The sequence below is a fragment of the Glycomyces sp. NPDC046736 genome, assembly GCF_040645615.1.
In the GTDB taxonomy this organism is placed as follows: Bacteria; Actinomycetota; Actinomycetes; order Mycobacteriales; family Micromonosporaceae; genus Glycomyces.
Genome location: NZ_JBEYYO010000012.1, coordinates 145,228 through 163,241, shown reverse-complemented (window position 1 = coordinate 163,241; position 18,014 = coordinate 145,228). Strand labels below are relative to the sequence as shown.

The window sequence follows — 18,014 nt, the reverse complement described above, 5'->3', positions numbered from 1 at the left end:
CCGCCCGCCGCCCGCCGCCCGCCGCCCGCCGCCCGCCGCCCGCCGCCCGCCGCCCGCCGCCCGCCGCCCGCCGCCCGCCGCCCGCCGCCCGCCGCCCGCTCTTCGTGTCCGATGCCGCCCGCATGTCCGATTCGATTGCTTCGCGGGGCCACCGCCGATTGGTGGGCGGCGTGGGAATGCGTTAGGTTGTGGGGGATCCACCACTTGGCGCGCGCCGTTTCACGGCGCTGGATCCGCGTCATGTGAACGGTCACTTTTTCCTTCGACCATCCCCCCCGAGGAGGCCGCAATGACTGGCAGCGACAACGATGCCGTTGCTATCGGGATCGACTTCGGCACCCTGTCGGGCCGCGTCGTCGTCGCGTCCGTAGCCGACGGGCGCGAGCTCGCCAGCGCCGAGCACGTCTACACCCACGGCGCGATCGAGGAGGCGCTCCCCGGCTCGGGGGTGCGCCTGCCGCGCAGCTGGGCGCTCCAGTCCCCCCAGGACTGGGTCGACGTGCTCCGCAACGCCGTGCCCGCCGCGCTGGCCGCGGCCGGTGTGAGCGCAGGCCAGGTGGTCGGCATCGCGACCGACTTCACCGCCTGCACGATCCTGCCGACGACCGCCGACGGCACGCCGCTGTGCGAGCTCGACGATCTCGCCGACCGCCCCCACGCCTGGCCGAAGCTGTGGAAGCACCACGCCGCGCAGAGCCAGGCCGACCGCATCAACGCCGTGGCCGCCGAGCGCGGCGAGTCGTGGCTGCCGCGCTACGGCGGCCGGATCTCCTCGGAGTGGGCCTACGCCAAGGGCCTCCAGCTCCTGGAGGAGGACCCGGAGGTCTACGCGCGGGCCGAGCGCTGGATCGAGGCCGCGGACTGGATCGTGTGGCAGCTGTGCGGCGAGGAGACCCGCAACGTCTGCACCGCCGGTTACAAGGGCATCGTGCAGGACGGCGAGCGGCCCTCCCGCGAGTACCTGGCCGCACTGAACCCCGATTTCGCGGACTTCAACGCGAAGATGGAGCACCCGCTGTCGGCGCTGGGCGACAAGGCGGGCGCGATCACCGCGCAGGCCGCGGCATGGACGGGCCTGAACGTGGGCACTGTGGTCGCGGTCGGGAACGTCGACGCGCACGTCACGGCCGCTTCGGCGAAGGCCGTCGGCCCCGGGCAGCTGGTGGCGATCATGGGCACGAGCACGTGCCATGTGGTCAACGGCGAGAACCTGACCGAGGCCCCGGGCATGTGCGGCGTGGTCCGCGACGGGATCACCCCGGGCCTGTGGGGCTACGAGGCCGGGCAGTCCGGGGTGGGCGACATCTTCGCGTGGTTCACCAAGAACGGCGTACCCGCCGCGTACACCGACGAGGCCGAGCGGCGCGGCGTCTCGATCCACGAGTACTTGACCGAACTGGCCGCGGCGCAGGCGGTCGGGCAGCACGGCCTGGTCGCTTTGGACTGGCATTCGGGGAACCGCTCGGTGCTGGTCGACCACGACCTGCACGGCGTGATCCTGGGCCTGGGGCTCCAGACCAAGCCTGAGGAGATCTACCGGGCGCTGGTGGAGGCCACCGCGTTCGGGACCCGCATGATCGTGGAGACCCTGTCGGGTTCGGGCGTCCCGATCGAGGAGTTCGTGGCCGCGGGCGGGCTGCTGAAGAACAAGTGGCTCATGCAGACCTACGCCGACGTGCTGCGCATGCCGATCACGGTGCTGACCTCCGAGCAGGGCCCGGCGCTCGGTTCGGCGATCCACGCGGCCGTCGCGGCCGGGGCCTACCCGGACATCTACGCGGCGTCGGAGGCGATGGGCTCGGTCGAGCGGCACGCGTACGTGCCCGACCAGGCCCGCGCGGACGCCTACGACGAGCTGTACGCCGTCTACGCCGAGCTGCACGACCACTTCGGGCGCGGCGGTTCGCGCGCCCTCCACACCCTGCACCGGATCGCGACGGAGGCGGCCAAGTGAGTTTCGAGATCACCCCCGAAGTCGCCCAGATGCGCGAGCGCGTGTGCGCGCTGCACGCCGAACTGTTGCGCTGGGGCCTGGTGACGTGGACGAGCGGGAACGTCTCGGGTCGCGTACCGGGCACCGACCTGATCGTCATCAAGCCCTCCGGCGTCTCCTACGACGACCTCACGCCCGAACTGATGGTCGTGACCGACCTCGAAGGCAAGGTCCTCGCGGGCGATCTGGCGCCGTCGTCGGACGCCGAGAGCCACAACGAGGTCTACCGGCGGATGCCCGAGGTCGGCGGGGTGGTGCACACGCATAGCCCGTACGCGACGGCGTGGGCCGCGCGCGGTGAGGCGATCCCGTGCGTGCTCACGGCGATGGCCGACGAGTTCGGCGGGGAGATCCCGCTGGGCCCGTTCGCGCTGATCGGCTCGGACGCGATCGGCAAGGGCATCGTGGACACCCTCGCGGGGCACCGCTCCCCGGCGGTGATCATGCGAAACCACGGAGTGTTCACGATCGGGAAGGACCCGAAGTCCGCGGTGAAGGCCGCGGTGATGGCCGAGGACGTGGCGCGCACGGTGCACCTCGCACGTCAGCTCGGCGAGCCGGTCCCGATCGCTCAGGAGCATGTGGACCAGCTCTACGACCGCTATCAGAACGTCTACGGCCAGCAGCCGTCCCCCAAGGAGCAGTAATGGAAACCAAAGAGCTGTGGTTCGTCACCGGCAGCCAGCACCTGTACGGGCCCGAGGCCATCGACCAGGTGGCGCGGAACTCGGCCGACATCGTGGCCGGGCTCGACGGCGCGAGTGCGATCCCGGTGAAGGTGGTCGCGAAGCCGGTCCTGACCACGCCCGAGGAGATCAAGCGAGTCCTGTTGGAGGCCAACGCTTCCGAGGCGTGCATCGGGGTGATCGCCTGGATGCACACGTTCTCGCCGTCGAAGATGTGGATCGCCGGGCTCGGGGTGCTCCAGAAGCCGTTGCTGCACTTGCACACCCAGCACAACCGCGACCTGCCGTGGGCCGACATCGACATGGACTTCATGAACCTGAACCAGGCCGCGCACGGCGACCGCGAGTTCGGGTACATGCTGACGCGGATGCGGCACCGCCGCAAGACCGTGGTGGGCCACTGGGGCGACCCGGCGGTGCAGGAGCGGGTCGGGAACTGGGCGCGGGCCGCGCTGGGCTGGAACGAGGTCCAGAACCTCAAGCTGGTGCGGTTCGGCGACAACATGCGCTATGTGGGCGTGACCGAGGGCGACAAGGTCGAGGCGCAGATCCGCCTGGGCGTCGAGGTGAACACGTACGGCGTGAACGAGCTGGCCGAGCGGGTCGCCGAGGTCGAGGACGGGGCGATCGAGGCGCTGGTGGCCGAGTACGAGGCCGCGTACGACGTGGTGCCGGAGCTTCGGGCGGGCGGCGCGCGGCACGAGTCGCTGCGCGACGCGGCCCGGATCGAGCTGGGGCTGCGGTCGATCCTGGAGGAGCACGGCGCGAAGGCGTTCACCGACACGTTCGAGGACCTGGGGGCGCTCAAACAGTTGCCGGGGATCGCGGTGCAGCGCTTGATGGCCGAGGGGTACGGGTTCGGCGGCGAGGGCGACTGGAAGACCGCGGTGCTGGTGCGGCTCATGAAGGTCATGGCGACGGGCCTGGACGGCGGGACGTCGTTCATGGAGGACTACACGTACAACCTGGGCGCGGAGTCGCCGCAGATCCTGGGCGCGCACATGTTGGAGGTGTGCCCGACGATCGCGGCCGAGAAGCCGACGGCGGAGATCCACCCGCTGGGGATCGGCGGCAAGGAGGACCCGGTGCGCCTGGTCTTCACCGCGCCGCCCGGCCCGGCGCTGATGGTCGGGATGCTCGACCTGGGGACCCGGCTTCGCCTGGTGGCCAACGAGGTCGACGCGGTCGAGCCTGAGGAGGACCTGCCGAACCTGCCGGTGGCGCGCGCGGTGTGGGAGCCCCGCCCCGACCTCCAGACCTCGGCCGAGGCCTGGCTGACCGCGGGCGGTCCGCACCACACGTCGTTCACGCAGGCGTTCGGCCGCGAGGTCATGGAGGACTTCGCCGAGATCGCGGGCATCGAACTCGCGGTCATCGGCGGGGCCACGACCGCCCGCGAGTTCAAGCAGGAACTGCGCTGGAACCAGGTCTACTTCCACCTGGAGGGCGGCCTGTAGGCGGCGGGTTTCGTTCGAGCCGGGCTTCCCCGGCGGGGGCGGCCTGTAGGCGGCGGGTTTCGTTCGAGCCGGGCCTCCCCGGCGGGCGGCCTGTGGGCGGCGGGTCTCGTTCGAGTCGGGCTTCCCCCGCGCCGGGGGCGGCTTGTAGGCGAGACGTGAAGGGCGGGCCGGGATCGGGCCCGCCCTTTTCACGTTCGTTCACTCGTTCGGGTGGACTGTCGGCGCTGGAGCCGATTTCGGCCCGATTCTTGTCGGACCCCTCGGCGAGGATCGGGAGCGTCCTTCCCCTCTAGTGGTGGGTGGGGGTTTGGGATGGTAATAGGGGGCGGGCGAATTCGCGCGGGGCCTACAAGCGCTCTCGCAGCCACGTCTCGGTCAGGATCGTGTCCCACCCCGCCTCTGCCGCTCCGGTCAGCGGGGCCTGTTCTCCCACCGTTCCCGCGATGATCTGCGGCGGAGTATTGCGGCGGAAGGCCATGAGGCCCTCGGCGCACGCCGCTTCGATCGCGTCCCTTCGCAATCGGAGCAGGTCGATTCCCAAGCCCGACAGGCTAATCGCCTCCGGGTCGAGCGCGTTCGCCAGCGCCCCCAGGCCGCGACCGAGTGCCGCTGCGTTCGCGTCGATCGCCGCACCGGCCTCCGCGTCACCGTCTTCGGCCCGGCGCAGGATCTGTTGGGCCAGTTCGCGTCCGGTCCCGTACCCGGGCTTCCCGCCCAAGTGGCGCACCAGCGCGTTCGACCCCACGTCGAGGCTCCAGCAGCCCCGCGCCCCGCACATGCACTCCAGACCGGACCCGGTCAGCGGCATGTGGCCGAACTCCCCGGCGATGCGGTGCGCGCCGCGCTGCGCGTCGCCGTCGAGGAGCAGCGTCCCGCCGATGTCGAAGTCGATGTGGAAGTGCAGCGCGCACCCCGCGCCGTGCAGGACCCCCCTGCGGGCCTCGGCGAGCCCCGCGAGGCGCGCGTCGTTGTCGACCACCGTCCGCGGCCAGTCGCGGCCGAGATGATCGTCCAGGTCGACCTCGTCCCACCCCAGGTGCGCGATGTGCAGCAGACGCCCGTCCCGGATCGGCCCGGCGATCGCCATCCCGACCGCCGCGAGCCGCCCGGTCCGGTGCCGCTCCACGGCCGCCCCGATCTCGGCGAATACCCCCGGTGTCCGGTCGTGCCCGCCCGACTCCAGGACCTCCCTCGCCCCGCCGAGCTCGGCCCGCGCGAGCGTCCACGAGTCCTCGCGCACATCGAGCGCGAACACGAGTGGCCCACTGGGGTGGGGGAGCAGTAGTGTGGTCGGGCGTCCGCGGCCCGCGGTCTCGGCCGGGACCTCGTGCACCAGGTGCGCCCGCTCCAGCTCCCCGACGAGCGCGGCGGCGGTGTTGCGCCCGATGCCGAGCAGCCGCGCCGCCCCGGCCCTGGTGAGCGGCGCTTCCGCGTCGTGGACGGCGCGCAGCAGGCGGACCTGGTTGTGGACGCGGAGGTCGGCGCTGGTCATCGACATGCACGGATTATGCCAGCCGCCCGCTTTTGTGTTAGCCACGAACAAAACCCTTGACGACCCGCCCCGCCCTTGTTATGTTCTCAACGAGAACATAAGCGGTTCCCCCGCACCCTGACCACACGAGGACACCCATGACCGACCCGCTCCCGTTGCGCCGCGCCCGCATCGGCCTCCACGGCGCGTTCGCGACCTCCGGCTTCGTCATGGGCGCCTGGGCCGCCGCCCTCCCGGCCGTCGACGCCCGACTCGACCTCGGCGAAGCCCGCCTCGGCTCGGTCCTGCTGCTCATCCAGCTCGTGGGCCTGGGCACGATGGTCCTGGCCGGACGCATCGCCGACCGCATCACCACCCGCCGCCTCCTGCTGTGGACCGCCCCGGCCTCCCAGCTCGCCCTCCTCGCGCCCGCGCTGGCCCCCAGCTACACGACCCTGCTCGCGGGCGCGGCCCTCTACGGGGTCGGCGTCGGGTTCGTCGAAGTCGGCATGAACGCCAACTCCGTGGAGCTCGAACGCCGTTTCGGGCGCCCGATCATCTCCGCGTTCCACGGCCTGTGGAGCCTCGGCGGCGCGATCGCCGGCATCGGGACCTCCCTGGCACTCGGCGTCGGCCTCGACAGCCAGGCCGTGCTCGTGGCCGCCGCTGTGATCAGCGCGTTCGTCATGGTCTGGTGCTGCCGCCCGCTCCTGCCCCCGCCCGCCTCCGTCAGCGCCGATGGCACACCCGTGAACGCCCCTGGGATCGGCGTGCTGCTGCTGTCCGCGCTGTTCCTCCTCGGCCTCGGCGCGACCTTGGTCGAGTCCGGCGCGATGGATTGGGCGAACCTCCACGCCGCCAACGTCCTCGACGCCGACAAGGCTCTCGCGCCCCTGTCCTTCACCGTGTTCGCCGTCGCCATGACCGTCTTCCGCCTCCTGGGCGACCCGATCCGCGCGGGCCTCGGCCCCGGCCGCACCATGCTCTGGGCCGGGACCGCGGCCGTGGCCGGGTACGCGCTCGTGCTGGTCTCGGCCGCCGCGGGTGGCCTGCCGCTCGCGTGGGCCGGGTGGATCCTCGCCGGGGCCGGCATCGCCGTGATGGTCCCGGTGGTCTTCAGCGCCATCGGCGAGGCGAACGGCTCGCCCTCGGACGTCGCGGTCGCCTCCATGTCCGGCTCGGTCGGTCTCCTGCTCGGGCCCGCCGCCATCGGCCTGGTCGCCGAAGGCACGAACCTGACGGTCGGCCTCCTCGTCCCCGCCGCGTTCTGCGCGCTCATCGCCTTCTCCAGCCCCGCGGTCATGCGGGCCCTGTTCAACCGCCCCACCGAGGCGAAGGCCCCCGCGCTGGTCGACTGACGCGGCCAGGCTCACCTCCCGCGCCTCTCGCGACAGCGCCCGGGCCTCGCGTAAGCTTGGGCCCGCAGAAGGGGAGTAGCTCCCAACGCTGCGGTCGACACACTGGCCCCCGGGCCCGGCCGCACGGCCTCGATACCGAGGCGAGCGAGACCTTCGACCAAGGCCGTACGGCCGGGTCGAGGTTCGCACTGCCCTCCTCCCGGTCACAGAACTGGGAGGAACACCCGCAATGGAAGTCTTCTTCGTCGCCGCCGCGATCGCCTTCGGGGCGATCTTCGTGGGCGAGCTCGGCGACAAGAGCCAGCTCATGGCGCTCACGTTCGCCACGAAGTACAAGCTGCGCACCGTCATCCTCGGCCTGGTGATCGCCATTGGCGCGCTCATCGGCCTCTCGGTGGGCGTCGGGGCCGCGATCGGCAACCTCCTGCCCACCGACTGGATCCGCCTCGCCGCCGCATGTCTGTTCATCGGCTTCGGCCTCTGGGGCCTGCGCCCCGCGAAGGACGAGGACGAGGACGACGGCCCGGTCAAGGAACGCCGCTCAGGGCTGCTCACCATCGTCGCCGCGATGTTCCTGGCCGAGTTCGGCGACAAGACCATGATCATCGCGATGGGCATGGGGTCGAGCTACAACCCGTGGGGCGTGTGGATCGGCGGCACCGCCGGGATGCTCGCCGCCGACCTGCTCGCCGTGTTCGCCGGCGCCTGGGTCGCCCGCAAGATCCCCGAGAAGGTCGTCCGCTACGTCTCCTCGGGCCTGTTCCTCGTCATCGGCGCGCTGCTGGGCGTCGAGGCCGTCACCGCCCTCGCCGGATAAACTGTCGTTCATGCCGAAACCGGACGACACCGCGGACACCGCCGTCATCTACACCGACGGGGCCTGCTCCGGCAACCCCGGCCCGGGCGGGTGGGGCGTGTACCTGCGCTGGGGCGACCACGAGAAGGACCTCTACGGCGCCGAGAAGGCGACCACGAACAACCGCATGGAGCTCATGGCCGCCATCCAGGCCCTCGAAGCGCTCAAGCGGCCCACGAAAGTGGTCCTGTACACCGATTCCTCCTACGTGCGCAACGGGATCATGACCTGGATGCACGGCTGGAAGCGCAACGGCTGGATCAACTCCAAGAAGGAACCGGTCAAGAACGCCGACTTGTGGCGGCGACTCGACGAGGCCGCCGCCGTCCACCAGGTCGACTGGCGCTGGGTCAAGGGCCACGCGGGCGACCCCGGCAACGAACGCGCCGACAAGCTCGCCGGGCAGGGCCGCGACGAGGCCGCCGGACGCCGCTGAACACTCCCGCACCGGGGGCCGGGCAGCCCACACCGCGCCCGGCCCCCGGCCCGCGCCGCCGACGAGAATGGAACAATCACCACCATGAGCGACCAGGTACCGTCACGATTCTCCGGAGGCGTCGACCTCAGCACCCTCGCCGCCGCCGCGCAGCAGCAGGCCGCCGGGGCCCACTCGCACGGCGCGCCGAGCGCAGGCGTCGGCTCGATCGACGTCACCGACGAGACCGTCCAGACCGAAGTCCTCGAACGCTCCCTCGACGCGCTCGTGGTCGTGGTGTTCTGGGCCGACCAGGTCCCCGAGAGCCTCCCGGTGCGCGACCTCCTCCAAGGCCTCGCCGCCGAGGCGGGCGGCGCGTGGGTCCTCGCCAAGGCCGACGTCCTCCAGAACCAGCAGCTCGCCGCCGCGCTCCAGCTCCAGGCGCTCCCGGCCGTCGTGGCCCTCTCCCAGGGCCGCCCGCTGGACCTGCTCCAGGGCCCGCAGAGCGACCAGGCCCTGCGCCAGTGGATCGCCCGTGTCACCCAGGCCGCCGGACTCGACGTCCCCCAGCCGGTCGACCCCGAGCTCGCCGCCGCCGAGAACCTCATGGTCGAAGGCGACCTCGACGCCGCCGAAGCCGCCTACGACAAGTACCTCAAGAACCACCCCGCCTCCGGCGAGGCCGAGGCCGGGATCGCGCAAGTGCGCATGCTCCGCCGCGTCGGCGCGCTGCCCGACAACGCCGTCGCCATCAGCGACGCGAACCCGGACGACATCGACGCCGCCCTGGCCGCGGCCGACCTCCAGCTCCTGTCGGGCCAGGCCGAGGCCGCCTATGAGCGCCTCATCGCCTTGGTGGCCAAGAACTTCGGCGACGAGCGCGAGCGGGTGCGCAAGCGCCTGGTCGAACTGTTCACCGTCGCCGGGGTCGACGACCCGGCCGTCGCGAAGGCCCGCCGCCGCCTCGGCGCCGTCCTCTTCTAGCAGAACCGAACGGCCACAACGCATCCGAACCTCCGCGCCACCCGGGTGGCGCGGAGGTTCGCCCGTTCGGGCGATGTGAGATCCACTCTCCTCGCCTGGTGCGGCGCGGTCCGCTGTGACAAGCTAACGAAACAGGTCCAGAGGTGGGGAGGTGCATGCGAGTGCCGGCGACTCGATCGAGACGCGTCGCGGTCCTCGACGCGCCCTCGAACCTGGGCCTGCGCCCCCCGACCCCCAGCACCGTCCCCGGCTGCGCCAAAGCCCCTGGGGCACTGCGCGACCACCGGCTCCTCTCGCGCCTCAACGCCGTCGACGCCGGGTGCCTCACGCCGCCCCGCTTCGACGCCTCCTCCTGGCGGCCCGGTGACGGCGTCGGCCAGGCCAAGGCCATCGCCGAGTACACCCGCCGCCTCGCCGACCGCGTCGAACGCCTCTGGGCCGAACGGCGCTTCCCCCTCGTCCTCGGCGGCGACTGCTCGATCCTCCTGGGCTCGGCGCTGGCGGCCCGCCGCCGCACCGAACGCGACCGCAAGAGCCGCGGCCTGGTCTTCATCGACGCGCACTCCGACTTCCGCCACCCGGGCAACTCCCAATACGTGGGGGCGGCCGCGGCCGAGGAGCTCGCGCTCATCACCGGGCGCGGCCAGCCCGACCTCACCGACATCGGAGGCCTGCGGCCCTATGTGGACACCGATCATCTGGTGATGCTGGGCCTGCGGGCCGACGACCCGCACCGCGTCGAGCTCGAGGCCACGGGCGTGGCGATCCGCACGGTCCCGGCCCTGCGCGCCGGCGGGGTCGGCCGCAGCGCCGAATGGGCCCTGGAGGCGCTGGGCGAGGTGACCACGTTCTGGCTCCACGTCGACGCCGACGTGCTCGACCCCTCGGTCATGCCCGCCGTCGACGGCCCCGCCCCCGGCGGCATCTCCTTGGGCGAGCTGAGCCAGATCATCACCACCTGCGCCGCCGACGACCGCTGCATCGGCATGGACCTCACCGTCTTCGACCCTGACTACGACCCCGACGGCGAATACGCGAAAGCCCTGGCCGACATGCTGGTCGAAGCCCTCCAGTAACCGCGCCGTGGCGTTCGACGCGCGGGAAATGGGATTTCGGATGCAGGGGCGGGCACGTAGGGTGCGGGCATGGAGTTGTTCTCGGAGTTCGCCGGATTGACGCATCGCGAGGTGGCCGGGCGGCTGCTCGGGGCAGGGTGGGACGTGTGCGGGGTCGGGGATTGGGCCGTGGTGTGGCGGTCCCCGGATGGGTCGCAGGTGGCTCGGGTGTGCGCGTTCGAGCCCGCGTACGGCGTGTTCGTGGGGTTGTGCCGGGCGCTTTCGGGGCATCCGATGCTGCCGCGGGTCGACTTCGACGCGGCACTGGCCGGAGGCGGGCGGGTCACGGTGATGGAGTTCCTGCTTCCCGCCGAACCCGAAGCGGCCGAAGCGGTTCGGGGGCGTTGGAACACCGCGGGCGAGGACGACCCGATCAGCGCGGTGCGACGCGAGGCCGAGCGGGCGAACGCCCGGGCCGAGGTCGACGTCCCGTTCTGGGGCGGGCTGGACACCAACCCGGCCAACGTGATGCGCCGCGCGGACGGGTCGCCGGTGCTGGTCGACCTGTTCTACGCCGACGGGCCCGTGATCTACCGCCACCTCGCGCAGGACCCCGCCCGGGTCGCGGCCGCTTTCGCGCCCGAGCAGCGGGCGTTCATCGACGAGATCGCGGCAGTGACCCGCTATTCGTCCACGGAGGAGATCGCCGCGATGCGCTCCGCGGCGGCGTCGATCGCGCCGTAAGGTTCGCCCGCGCTGCCCGACGCCGCGTCCATCGCCTCTTGAGGTTTCCCCGTGATGTTCGCCGCGGTCGCTTTGAGGCGCGCCCGAGGCCCGGATCGCGGCCGGGTCTGTTCGCCCCGCGCGCCGCGGCTTCCGCGTTCGCGCGTTACGACGCGGTGATCAGCGGCAGCACGATCTGGTCGAGGAACTCCTCGATCACCGCGTCGTCGGCCGGGGCGCCCCGGGTCAGGAAGTAGTGGGTCAGCAGGGTCGGCGCGAGGTTGACCACGCGAGGCCTGAGCGCCTCGGGCCTGACGGTGCCCCGCGCGATGCCGTCCTCGTAGATCTTCGCGAAGACCCTGATGCGCGGGGTCTCGATGCGGGCGCGCAGGTCCTCGACCTCGGCGTCGCGCTCGTCGGCGCGCAGTTCGCCGATCCAGCCGCGGATGGCCTCGCCGAACGGCGTGCCCTGGTATTCGGCGATGTACCGCATGACCTTGCGCAGGTCGCCGCGCAGGTCCCCGCTGGGCTCGAACTCGGTGTCGACCTCGGTGGCCTTGTAGCGCGCCGCGGCCTGGATCAGGCGCGCGCGGTCGGGCCAGCGCTTGTACAGCGAGGCCTTGCCCGCCTTGGCGCGGGCGGCGACGGCCTCCATGCGGAGGTTCGCGTAGCCGACCTCGGCGAGTTCGGCCAGGGCGGCCTCGAAGATGGCGCGTTCGAGGTCGTCGCCGCGTCGGCGTCCGGCTGTGGACTCGGTCACCAGGTTCCCTTCAATAGTGAACGATGCGTTCACTAAATGCTAGCTTGGTATACGAGACGCGCCGTTCACTATCTCCGCGTCCGTACACCACCACGATCCAGGCCGCCGGCCACGCGCCCCCGGCCCTCCTTCCGCAACACCCTAGGAGGCCGTCCCTTGACCGCCGTAACCGACGCCGCGCCCACACCGGCGATGAGCCACCGCGAAGTCCTGCGCGCCCTCTCAGGCCTGCTCATGGTCCTCTTCGCCGCCATGGTCTCCTCCACCGTGGTCTCCGTGGCCCTCCCGCAGATCGTCGGCGACCTCGGCGGCACCCAGTCCCAGTACACCTGGGTCGTCACCGCCACCCTCCTCGCCAGCACCGCCTCCACCCCCATCTGGGGCAAGCTCGCCGACCTCTACGACAAGAAGCGCCTGCTCCAGATCGCCATCACGATCTTCGCGCTCGCCTCACTCGCGTGCGGCCTGGTCGAGAGCACCGGCCAGCTCATCGCCCTGCGCGCCGTCCAAGGCCTCGGCATGGGCGCCCTCCAGGTCCTCGTCCAGGTCATCATCGGCGCGATGGTCAGCCCCAAGGAACGCGGACGCTACAACGGCTACCTCGGCGGCGTCATGGCCGTCTCCACCGTCGGCGGCCCCCTCCTCGGCGGCGCCATCACCGACACCAGCTGGCTCGGCTGGGAATGGTGCTTCTTCCTCGCCGTCCCCATCTGCGTCATCGCCTTCCTCATGCTCTCGCGCACCCTCCACCTCGCCGAGACCAAACGCACCGACGTCAAGGTCGACTACCTCGGCGCGACCCTCATCGCCGCCGGCGTCAGCCTCCTGCTGCTGTGGGTCACCTTCGTGGGCAACGAGTTCGACTGGATCTCCTGGCAGACCGCCCTCATGGTCGCCGGGTCGGTCGCCCTCCTCGGCGCCGCCACCGTCGTCGAGACCAAGGTCAAGGAACCGGTCGTCCCCCTCCACGTCATCAAGCGCCGCGACCCGGCGCTGGCGGTCGTGGCGAGCCTGGCGGTCGGCATGGCGATGTTCGGCGGCGCGGTGTTCCTGGGCCAGTACTTCCAGGTCTCGCGCGGGTTCTCGCCCACCGAGGCGGGCCTGTTGACGATCCCGATGATGTTCGGCGTCATGGTCTCCTCGGCCGTGGCCGGGCGCATGGTCTCGAAGTCGGGCACGGTCAAGCCGTACATCATCACCGGGACCGTGGTCTTGACCGCCGGGTTCTCGATGCTGGCGACCATCGACCACACGACCTCGCTGTGGTTCATGGGCGTCGGCATGTTCCTGGTGGGCACCGGGGTCGGCATGGCGATGCAGAACCTGGTGCTGGTGGTCCAGAACTCGGTGCCGCTGCGCGAACTGGGCGCGGCCTCGGGCGCGATCACGTTCTTCCGCTCGCTGGGCGGGACGATCGGCGTCTCGGTCCTGGGTGCGGTGCTGGCCAACCAGGTCTCGGAGAAGATCTTCTCGGGCCTGGCGGCCTTGGGCATCGACGTCTCCGGCGGCGCGGCCGACGCGTCGAGTCTGGACCTGGACGCGATGCCCGCACCGGTCGCCGAAGTCGTGCGCGCCTCCTACGGCGACGCCACCGGCCACCTGTTCATGATCTCGGCCTGCATCGCGGTCGCCGGTTTCATTGCGGCCCTGTTCCTGACCCCGATCCGCCTGCGCGACTCGGTCGACATCGTCGAGGAGATCGTGGTCGGCGAGGAGACCGTCCTCGGCGCCAAGTGATCACGACGTGAAAGGGCCCGGCCTCTGGCCGGGCCTTCTCACGTGCTCGCGCGCCGGTGCCGCCGAATCAGCACCACCTGAACGGTCGCGACCGCCACACCGACGAGCAGCACCGCGCTCCCCTTGAACACCGACGACCGCCAGTCGAAGCCGACCGTATAGGCCACCGGGCGACGGGATTCGGCGTCGAGGCGCACGTCCTCGATTTCGCCGGGCAGCGGCCCCGAACTCACGGCGCGCCGACCCTTCAGCTCCACGTCGCGTTCGATGACCGTGCCGTCGGCGCTGGTGAAATCCCCGATCAACGCGCAGGTCGTCTCGCACGATCCCCGCTCGGTCGGCGTGAACGTCCCGACCGGGCCTTCCTCCAGGGTGCGGCGGCCGTTGACGCCGTCACCGATCAGCGACAGGCCGACCCCGAGCGTCAGCAGAATCACGAACACGAGCAGCACCCACAAGACCACTCGCCCCGCGGGACTCACCGGCTTCGGATGCTGTCTGCTCGTCATGATGGGCGCAACGGTACTTCGCGATGTCCATCGACCACGCGGTGCCGCAGGCGTCAGGTTCGGCGTCGTTCGCGCTGTTTCCAGCGGTCTTCGGACGTACGGCGTACCACGGCGGTGAGCAGGCTGGCCGCATCAGCTCGGTTCGCGGTCAGGGTGCTCAGCGGCCGGATCTTGCCGTCGTAGCCGATCCGGGTGAGCCGTGACACCACACTGCTCGGGCCGAGCCGAGCCGAGCAGTGCTGGGCCGCTTAGTAGTGGCGCCACTCCGACTCGACGATGTCGAGGATCACCGGGTGCATGAGGGTGGAGGGCTGCATGTCCATCTTGGCGCGGTCGGGTGGGAAGACCTGGGCCGCTTCGAGGACCTCGGGGGTGAGGGACTTGAACGGCCCGGCCGTCTCGTCAAGCGAAAGGTCCGGCGCCTCGCCGTCCACGTGGACGAGGTGGAAGCCCCAGTCGCCGAAACTGGGCACCGAAACCCAGTACGGGGTCGACGCGTAACCGGCCGCGTCCAGTGTGGACCCTATGGTCCAGAACGACTTCGGCGCGAAATACGGCGACCCGGCCTGGACGGCCATCCGGCCCGTGTCATTCAAGTGGTCGGCGGTGAGTTCGTAGAACTCGACCGAGTAGAGCTTCGCGGTCTCGGTCGCGTCCGGGTCGGGCATGTCCACGATGATCGTGTCCCACACCCCCGTCTGCGCCCGCATCCACGTGAACGCGTCCTCGTTGACGACCTCCACGCGCGGATCGTTCATCGAACCCTCGTTGAGTTCCACGAGGTCGTCGAACGTCCGCGCCAGATCGGTGACCGCACCGTCCAAGTCCACCAACGTCACCGACTCGACGTCCTCGTACCGCAAGACCTCCCGCACCGCCAGCCCGTCACCGCCGCCGAGCACCAGCACGTTCTCGTGCGGTCCGGCCATCGCCGGATGCACCAGTGCCTCGTGATACCGGTACTCGTCCACCGCAGAGAACTGAAGATCCCCGTTCAAATACAGCCGTAGGTCCCGCTCCCCGAACGGCGACGCCGCCTCGGTCATCACGATCTGCTGGTACTGCGAGTCCTCGCTGTAGACGATCGGCGCCGCATACAGCGCCTGCCGCGCCGCCGTCTCGAACCGGTCGGTATACGCGAACGCCCCCACCAGCAACAGCGCCGTCCCCGCCGCGGCCACCGCCAGCCACCGTTTCGCCGCCCCCGACATGTCCTTGCGGAACAGCAGATACACCAGCAGCACCCCGGCCACCGCGTTCACCGCGCCCACCAGCAAAGCACCCTGAATCTGCCCGAAGAACGGCAACAGCACGAACGGGAACGCCAAGCCCCCGATGAGCCCGCCCATATAGTCCGCCGCGTTCAAATCCGCGACCGCCGCACCCGCCGCCTGCTCCCGGATCCGTTGCAGCAACTCCATCAGCAGCGGAATCTCCGCCCCGATGAGCAACCCGATCGCCGCCGCCACCAGCACCAGCGGGAAACTGTACAACTCAGTCCACGCGAACGCCGCGTACAGCAGCATCACACTGAAACCGCCCAGCAGCGCCAAAGCGATCTCCACGGCCGCGAACGCCAGCGCCGGCCACCGCCGAAGCGGCTTCGCCGCCAACGCGCCCAGACCCATCGCGAAGACCATCACCGCCAACACGATCGACGCCTGCTTCGCGGTGTTCCCCACCAGGTAAGCGCCCAACGTGATGAGCGCGAGCTCGTACACCAGCCCGCACGCCGACACCGCGAACGCGGTCGCGAGCAGCCCGAACCGCGCCAGGCGGACCCGACGCGGCGACAACTCCGTCTGAGGGGTGGACTCAGCGGTCAAGCGCGGACCGCAATCACGACAACGCGATCGCGATGACCCCGCCGAGCGCGAGATGCATCGCCGCGTGAACCCACACGGCAGGCTGCGGCGTGTCCGAAGCGAGGATGTCGCCCAGCTTGCCCGGCGTCAACCAGTCCAAGACCACGAACGCCACCGACATCGCGGCCAACCCGATCACCCCGAACACGGCCGTCGACACCAGGCCCTCGACCAGGCTCCCCGTCGACGCCCAGATCGCGCCGACCACGATCAGGCCCACACCGAGGATGTTGGCGGTCAACATGATCGTCACGTTGACATTGCGGTCCTTCCACACCTGCTCCCCGAGCTTGCCGGGAATCAGCCAGTCGGTGACGAGATAACCCAGCACCATCAGGGCGATCCCGACGGCGGTGTAGGCGGCGGCGCCGGCGACGGCGCCGAGAAGGTCTTCGAACATTGGGCGATGCCTTTCGAGTTGTGGGGAGGACTACTTGCCGGAACCGGGACCGCCGCCACGGAACGGCGACGGAGGCGAGGACGACCAACCCCAGAGGATGAACACCGACGAATAGTGGTTGTAACCGCTGCGGTAATCGTGGAGGAGGATCTTCGAACCCCCCTGATGGGGCATGACCGCGACGATGTGCTTGGAATACTGGAGGTAGTACACCCCGTCCGAGCTGCGCTTCTCACGCGCGCTGGCGGCGCGGTCGATCTCGGTGGACACGGTCGCGGGGGACGAGCTCGACGTGTACGCCGTCCCGCCGCCCTCGTCGAGATTCGCCGCCCGCGTGTAGTTGTCGCGGATCGTGTCGGTGGGGTTGTTGAAGTCGGTGTTCGACAGCCAGACGCCGCCGCAGCAGACCACGACGCCGAGGACGATCGCGATGATGACGGCCAGTGGCTTCTTCGCCGAGCGCTCCGGCTGGGGGCGCTCCGATGGCTCGTTGCCGTTGTACATGGGTGGATCCTCTGGTACTGGGGTGGTCTCACACTAGCGGTACGACGCTGCTGTCGGTGGTCACGACCTCGCCGTACTGCGGGTAGGTGTGCACCGTCCGCCACGACAGCGGCTCGGTCCCGGTGACCTCCAAGGCCGTCAAAGCGTCAGGATCGCCGCCGAACAGGCCCACGAGCAGGTCCGGTTCGCCCGTGCGCATCACCGCGCGGTCCCTCAAGGCCCGGACGCGTTCGCGCAGCTGGGGAACGGTCAAGCGTTCGACCTTGCACGAGTAGCGGTGCCGCCAGGCCCCGACCCGCTGCGTGAAGTCCTCGGGCAAGTCGGGGCCGAGCTCGGAGCGGTAGGCGAGGGTCTCGGCGAGCGTCCCGTCAGGGGTGGCGACGACGGCCTGGTGGCTCGCGCCCAGCAATCGCAGGGACAGCCGCAGCGGCCCGGCGTCGCGTTCGAGACGGTCGAGGACCGGCATCGACGGGGCGTCGGGCCGGAAGGTGAGCGAGGCGGCCGAGACGTCGGCGAACGGCACCTCGATATGCGCTATCAGCGTGGACTCCGGGGGATCGGCGGGGGAGCGGGCCTTAGGACTCGCTCTGGTGGTAGATCGTGATCTGGCCTCGGTCCAAGGTCAGGCCCTTGGCCATCTCCCACTTGGCGCCGTCGCCGAAGGACTCGAAGGAGAGCTTCTGGCCGTCGGGCCCGGCGTAGTCGTGGTAGCGGACCGAACCCGTCGCCGACAGGCCCGTGGTGGCCTCGCTCACGTACTTCGCCTTGCCCTTCTCGTTGAACCGATACGAGACGCCGTCGTGACTGAGCTCACGCGGACCCGGTTCGAGCTCGGACCCCGTGACCTCTTCCCACAGGACGACCTCCAGGTCCGGGTCGGCCTCGACCGACAGCCACCGCTTGACACCCGTACCGGTGTCCAAGAAGTGCTCGGCCCACGCGTAATCGCCCTCGGTCAACCGCAACGTGCCGCGCACGGCGAGCGTCTTGCCGTAGACCTCGACCAGGTCCGAGGCCCGCAGACGCCTGGGGTCACCGCGCAGCACGTCAGTGTCGGCGTCGGCGAACGGATCGACCGGACCGGGCCGCGCCGCCGTCTCCTCGCTCTTTCGGGCGTTCTTACGCCAGAGCCACCACACGACCAATGCCGCGGCGACGAGGATGAGGACGACCCAGATCATGGCACTGCCTTCGCATTCGGGGGACGGTGTCGTGGGGGAGGGGGTTCCCTGCCTCACTCT

General features: G+C 70.5%; 20 protein-coding genes. 11 read left to right on the top strand and 9 right to left on the bottom strand.

The features are described 5' to 3' along the window. The 4 genes from AB0B28_RS13965 to araA all read left to right on the top strand — a co-directional run. The coding region (locus AB0B28_RS13965; protein WP_360120663.1) for a hypothetical protein at positions 1–185 on the top strand (185 nt) is incomplete at its 5' end. Between the two features lie 104 nt (positions 186–289). Next, positions 290–1,954: a ribulokinase gene (gene araB, locus AB0B28_RS13960; protein WP_360120661.1), complete on the top strand. Its 1,665-nt coding sequence runs from the start codon at positions 290–292 to the stop codon at positions 1,952–1,954. Then, positions 1,951–2,640: an L-ribulose-5-phosphate 4-epimerase gene (locus tag AB0B28_RS13955; RefSeq protein ID WP_360120659.1), complete on the top strand. Its 690-nt coding sequence runs from the start codon at positions 1,951–1,953 to the stop codon at positions 2,638–2,640. The genes araB and AB0B28_RS13955 overlap by 4 nt, the downstream gene beginning before the upstream one ends. Then, on the top strand, positions 2,640–4,136 hold the full coding sequence (gene araA, locus AB0B28_RS13950) for an L-arabinose isomerase (protein ID WP_360120657.1): 1,497 nt from the start codon (positions 2,640–2,642) through the stop codon (positions 4,134–4,136). The genes AB0B28_RS13955 and araA overlap by 1 nt, the downstream gene beginning before the upstream one ends. 346 nt (positions 4,137–4,482) lie before the next feature. Here araA and AB0B28_RS13945 read toward each other — a convergent pair whose 3' ends face one another. Continuing rightward, entirely contained in the window at positions 4,483–5,634 is a 1,152-nt protein-coding gene (locus AB0B28_RS13945) for an ROK family protein (RefSeq protein WP_360120655.1), read from the bottom strand. Between the two features lie 131 nt (positions 5,635–5,765). Between AB0B28_RS13945 and AB0B28_RS13940 the strand changes: the two genes are divergently transcribed. The 6 genes from AB0B28_RS13940 (at position 5,766) to AB0B28_RS13915 (ending at position 11,019) form a co-directional block, all read left to right on the top strand. Further along, positions 5,766–6,965 (top strand): MFS transporter, encoded by a 1,200-nt coding sequence (locus tag AB0B28_RS13940; protein WP_360120653.1) that lies wholly within the window; start codon positions 5,766–5,768, stop codon positions 6,963–6,965. 229 nt (positions 6,966–7,194) lie between these two features. After that, positions 7,195–7,782 (top strand): TMEM165/GDT1 family protein, encoded by a 588-nt coding sequence (locus AB0B28_RS13935; protein WP_360120651.1) that lies wholly within the window; start codon positions 7,195–7,197, stop codon positions 7,780–7,782. 10 nt (positions 7,783–7,792) lie between these two features. After that, entirely contained in the window at positions 7,793–8,257 is a 465-nt protein-coding gene (rnhA, locus tag AB0B28_RS13930; protein ID WP_360120649.1) for a ribonuclease HI, read from the top strand. Between the two features lie 84 nt (positions 8,258–8,341). Further along, positions 8,342–9,220 (top strand): tetratricopeptide repeat protein, encoded by an 879-nt coding sequence (locus AB0B28_RS13925; protein WP_360120647.1) that lies wholly within the window; start codon positions 8,342–8,344, stop codon positions 9,218–9,220. A gap of 155 nt (positions 9,221–9,375) precedes the next feature. Next, entirely contained in the window at positions 9,376–10,296 is a 921-nt protein-coding gene (locus AB0B28_RS13920; protein WP_360120645.1) for an arginase family protein, read from the top strand. 69 nt (positions 10,297–10,365) lie between these two features. Next, positions 10,366–11,019, top strand: coding sequence for a hypothetical protein (locus AB0B28_RS13915; RefSeq protein WP_360120643.1), 654 nt, complete (start codon positions 10,366–10,368; stop codon positions 11,017–11,019). 145 nt (positions 11,020–11,164) lie between these two features. Here AB0B28_RS13915 and AB0B28_RS13910 read toward each other — a convergent pair whose 3' ends face one another. Continuing rightward, complete coding sequence (locus tag AB0B28_RS13910) at positions 11,165–11,791, bottom strand: TetR/AcrR family transcriptional regulator (protein ID WP_360120640.1); 627 nt, start codon at positions 11,789–11,791, stop codon at positions 11,165–11,167. 159 nt (positions 11,792–11,950) lie between these two features. Here AB0B28_RS13910 and AB0B28_RS13905 point away from each other — a divergent pair, with 159 nt between their 5' ends. Then, entirely contained in the window at positions 11,951–13,495 is a 1,545-nt protein-coding gene (locus AB0B28_RS13905; RefSeq protein ID WP_360120673.1) for an MDR family MFS transporter, read from the top strand. Positions 13,496–13,533: 38 nt separating this feature from the next. Here the strand turns inward: AB0B28_RS13905 and AB0B28_RS13900 are convergent, their stop codons facing one another. From AB0B28_RS13900 to AB0B28_RS13870, 7 genes are read right to left on the bottom strand one after another with little or no spacing between them, the layout of a single operon-like run. Further along, positions 13,534–14,004, bottom strand: a complete 471-nt coding sequence (locus AB0B28_RS13900) for a hypothetical protein (protein ID WP_360120638.1) — start codon at positions 14,002–14,004, stop codon at positions 13,534–13,536. A 53-nt stretch (positions 14,005–14,057) separates the two neighbouring features. Continuing rightward, complete coding sequence (locus AB0B28_RS13895; protein WP_360120636.1) at positions 14,058–14,210, bottom strand: hypothetical protein; 153 nt, start codon at positions 14,208–14,210, stop codon at positions 14,058–14,060. Between the two features lie 42 nt (positions 14,211–14,252). Continuing rightward, a complete protein-coding gene (locus tag AB0B28_RS13890) occupies positions 14,253–15,830 on the bottom strand; it encodes a polyamine aminopropyltransferase (protein ID WP_360120634.1) in 1,578 nt (525 codons plus the stop codon). Between the two features lie 13 nt (positions 15,831–15,843). After that, positions 15,844–16,269, bottom strand: coding sequence for a DUF350 domain-containing protein (locus tag AB0B28_RS13885; protein ID WP_360120632.1), 426 nt, complete (start codon positions 16,267–16,269; stop codon positions 15,844–15,846). Between the two features lie 30 nt (positions 16,270–16,299). Then, a complete protein-coding gene (locus tag AB0B28_RS13880; protein ID WP_360120630.1) occupies positions 16,300–16,773 on the bottom strand; it encodes a DUF4247 domain-containing protein in 474 nt (157 codons plus the stop codon). Positions 16,774–16,801: 28 nt separating this feature from the next. After that, entirely contained in the window at positions 16,802–17,296 is a 495-nt protein-coding gene (locus tag AB0B28_RS13875) for a DUF2617 family protein (RefSeq protein WP_360120629.1), read from the bottom strand. Positions 17,297–17,348: 52 nt separating this feature from the next. Next, positions 17,349–17,954, bottom strand: a complete 606-nt coding sequence (locus tag AB0B28_RS13870; RefSeq protein ID WP_360120627.1) for a DUF4178 domain-containing protein — start codon at positions 17,952–17,954, stop codon at positions 17,349–17,351. Between the last annotated feature and the right edge of the window lie 60 nt (positions 17,955–18,014).

Bases quoted from the DNA above. Each gene is read 5' to 3' on its own strand.
- araB (WP_360120661.1), top strand. From the start codon at position 290: ATGACTGGCAGCGACAACGATGCCGTTGCTATCGGGATCGACTTCGGC.
- araA (WP_360120657.1), top strand. From the start codon at position 2,640: ATGGAAACCAAAGAGCTGTGGTTCGTCACCGGCAGCCAGCACCTGTAC.
- AB0B28_RS13945 (WP_360120655.1), bottom strand. From the start codon at position 5,634: ATGTCGATGACCAGCGCCGACCTCCGCGTCCACAACCAGGTCCGCCTG.
- AB0B28_RS13940 (WP_360120653.1), top strand. From the start codon at position 5,766: ATGACCGACCCGCTCCCGTTGCGCCGCGCCCGCATCGGCCTCCACGGC.
- AB0B28_RS13935 (WP_360120651.1), top strand. From the start codon at position 7,195: ATGGAAGTCTTCTTCGTCGCCGCCGCGATCGCCTTCGGGGCGATCTTC.
- rnhA (WP_360120649.1), top strand. From the start codon at position 7,793: ATGCCGAAACCGGACGACACCGCGGACACCGCCGTCATCTACACCGAC.
- AB0B28_RS13925 (WP_360120647.1), top strand. From the start codon at position 8,342: ATGAGCGACCAGGTACCGTCACGATTCTCCGGAGGCGTCGACCTCAGC.
- AB0B28_RS13920 (WP_360120645.1), top strand. From the start codon at position 9,376: ATGCGAGTGCCGGCGACTCGATCGAGACGCGTCGCGGTCCTCGACGCG.
- AB0B28_RS13915 (WP_360120643.1), top strand. From the start codon at position 10,366: ATGGAGTTGTTCTCGGAGTTCGCCGGATTGACGCATCGCGAGGTGGCC.
- AB0B28_RS13905 (WP_360120673.1), top strand. From the start codon at position 11,951: ATGAGCCACCGCGAAGTCCTGCGCGCCCTCTCAGGCCTGCTCATGGTC.
- AB0B28_RS13900 (WP_360120638.1), bottom strand. From the start codon at position 14,004: ATGACGAGCAGACAGCATCCGAAGCCGGTGAGTCCCGCGGGGCGAGTG.
- AB0B28_RS13885 (WP_360120632.1), bottom strand. From the start codon at position 16,269: ATGTTCGAAGACCTTCTCGGCGCCGTCGCCGGCGCCGCCGCCTACACC.
- AB0B28_RS13880 (WP_360120630.1), bottom strand. From the start codon at position 16,773: ATGTACAACGGCAACGAGCCATCGGAGCGCCCCCAGCCGGAGCGCTCG.
- AB0B28_RS13870 (WP_360120627.1), bottom strand. From the start codon at position 17,954: ATGATCTGGGTCGTCCTCATCCTCGTCGCCGCGGCATTGGTCGTGTGG.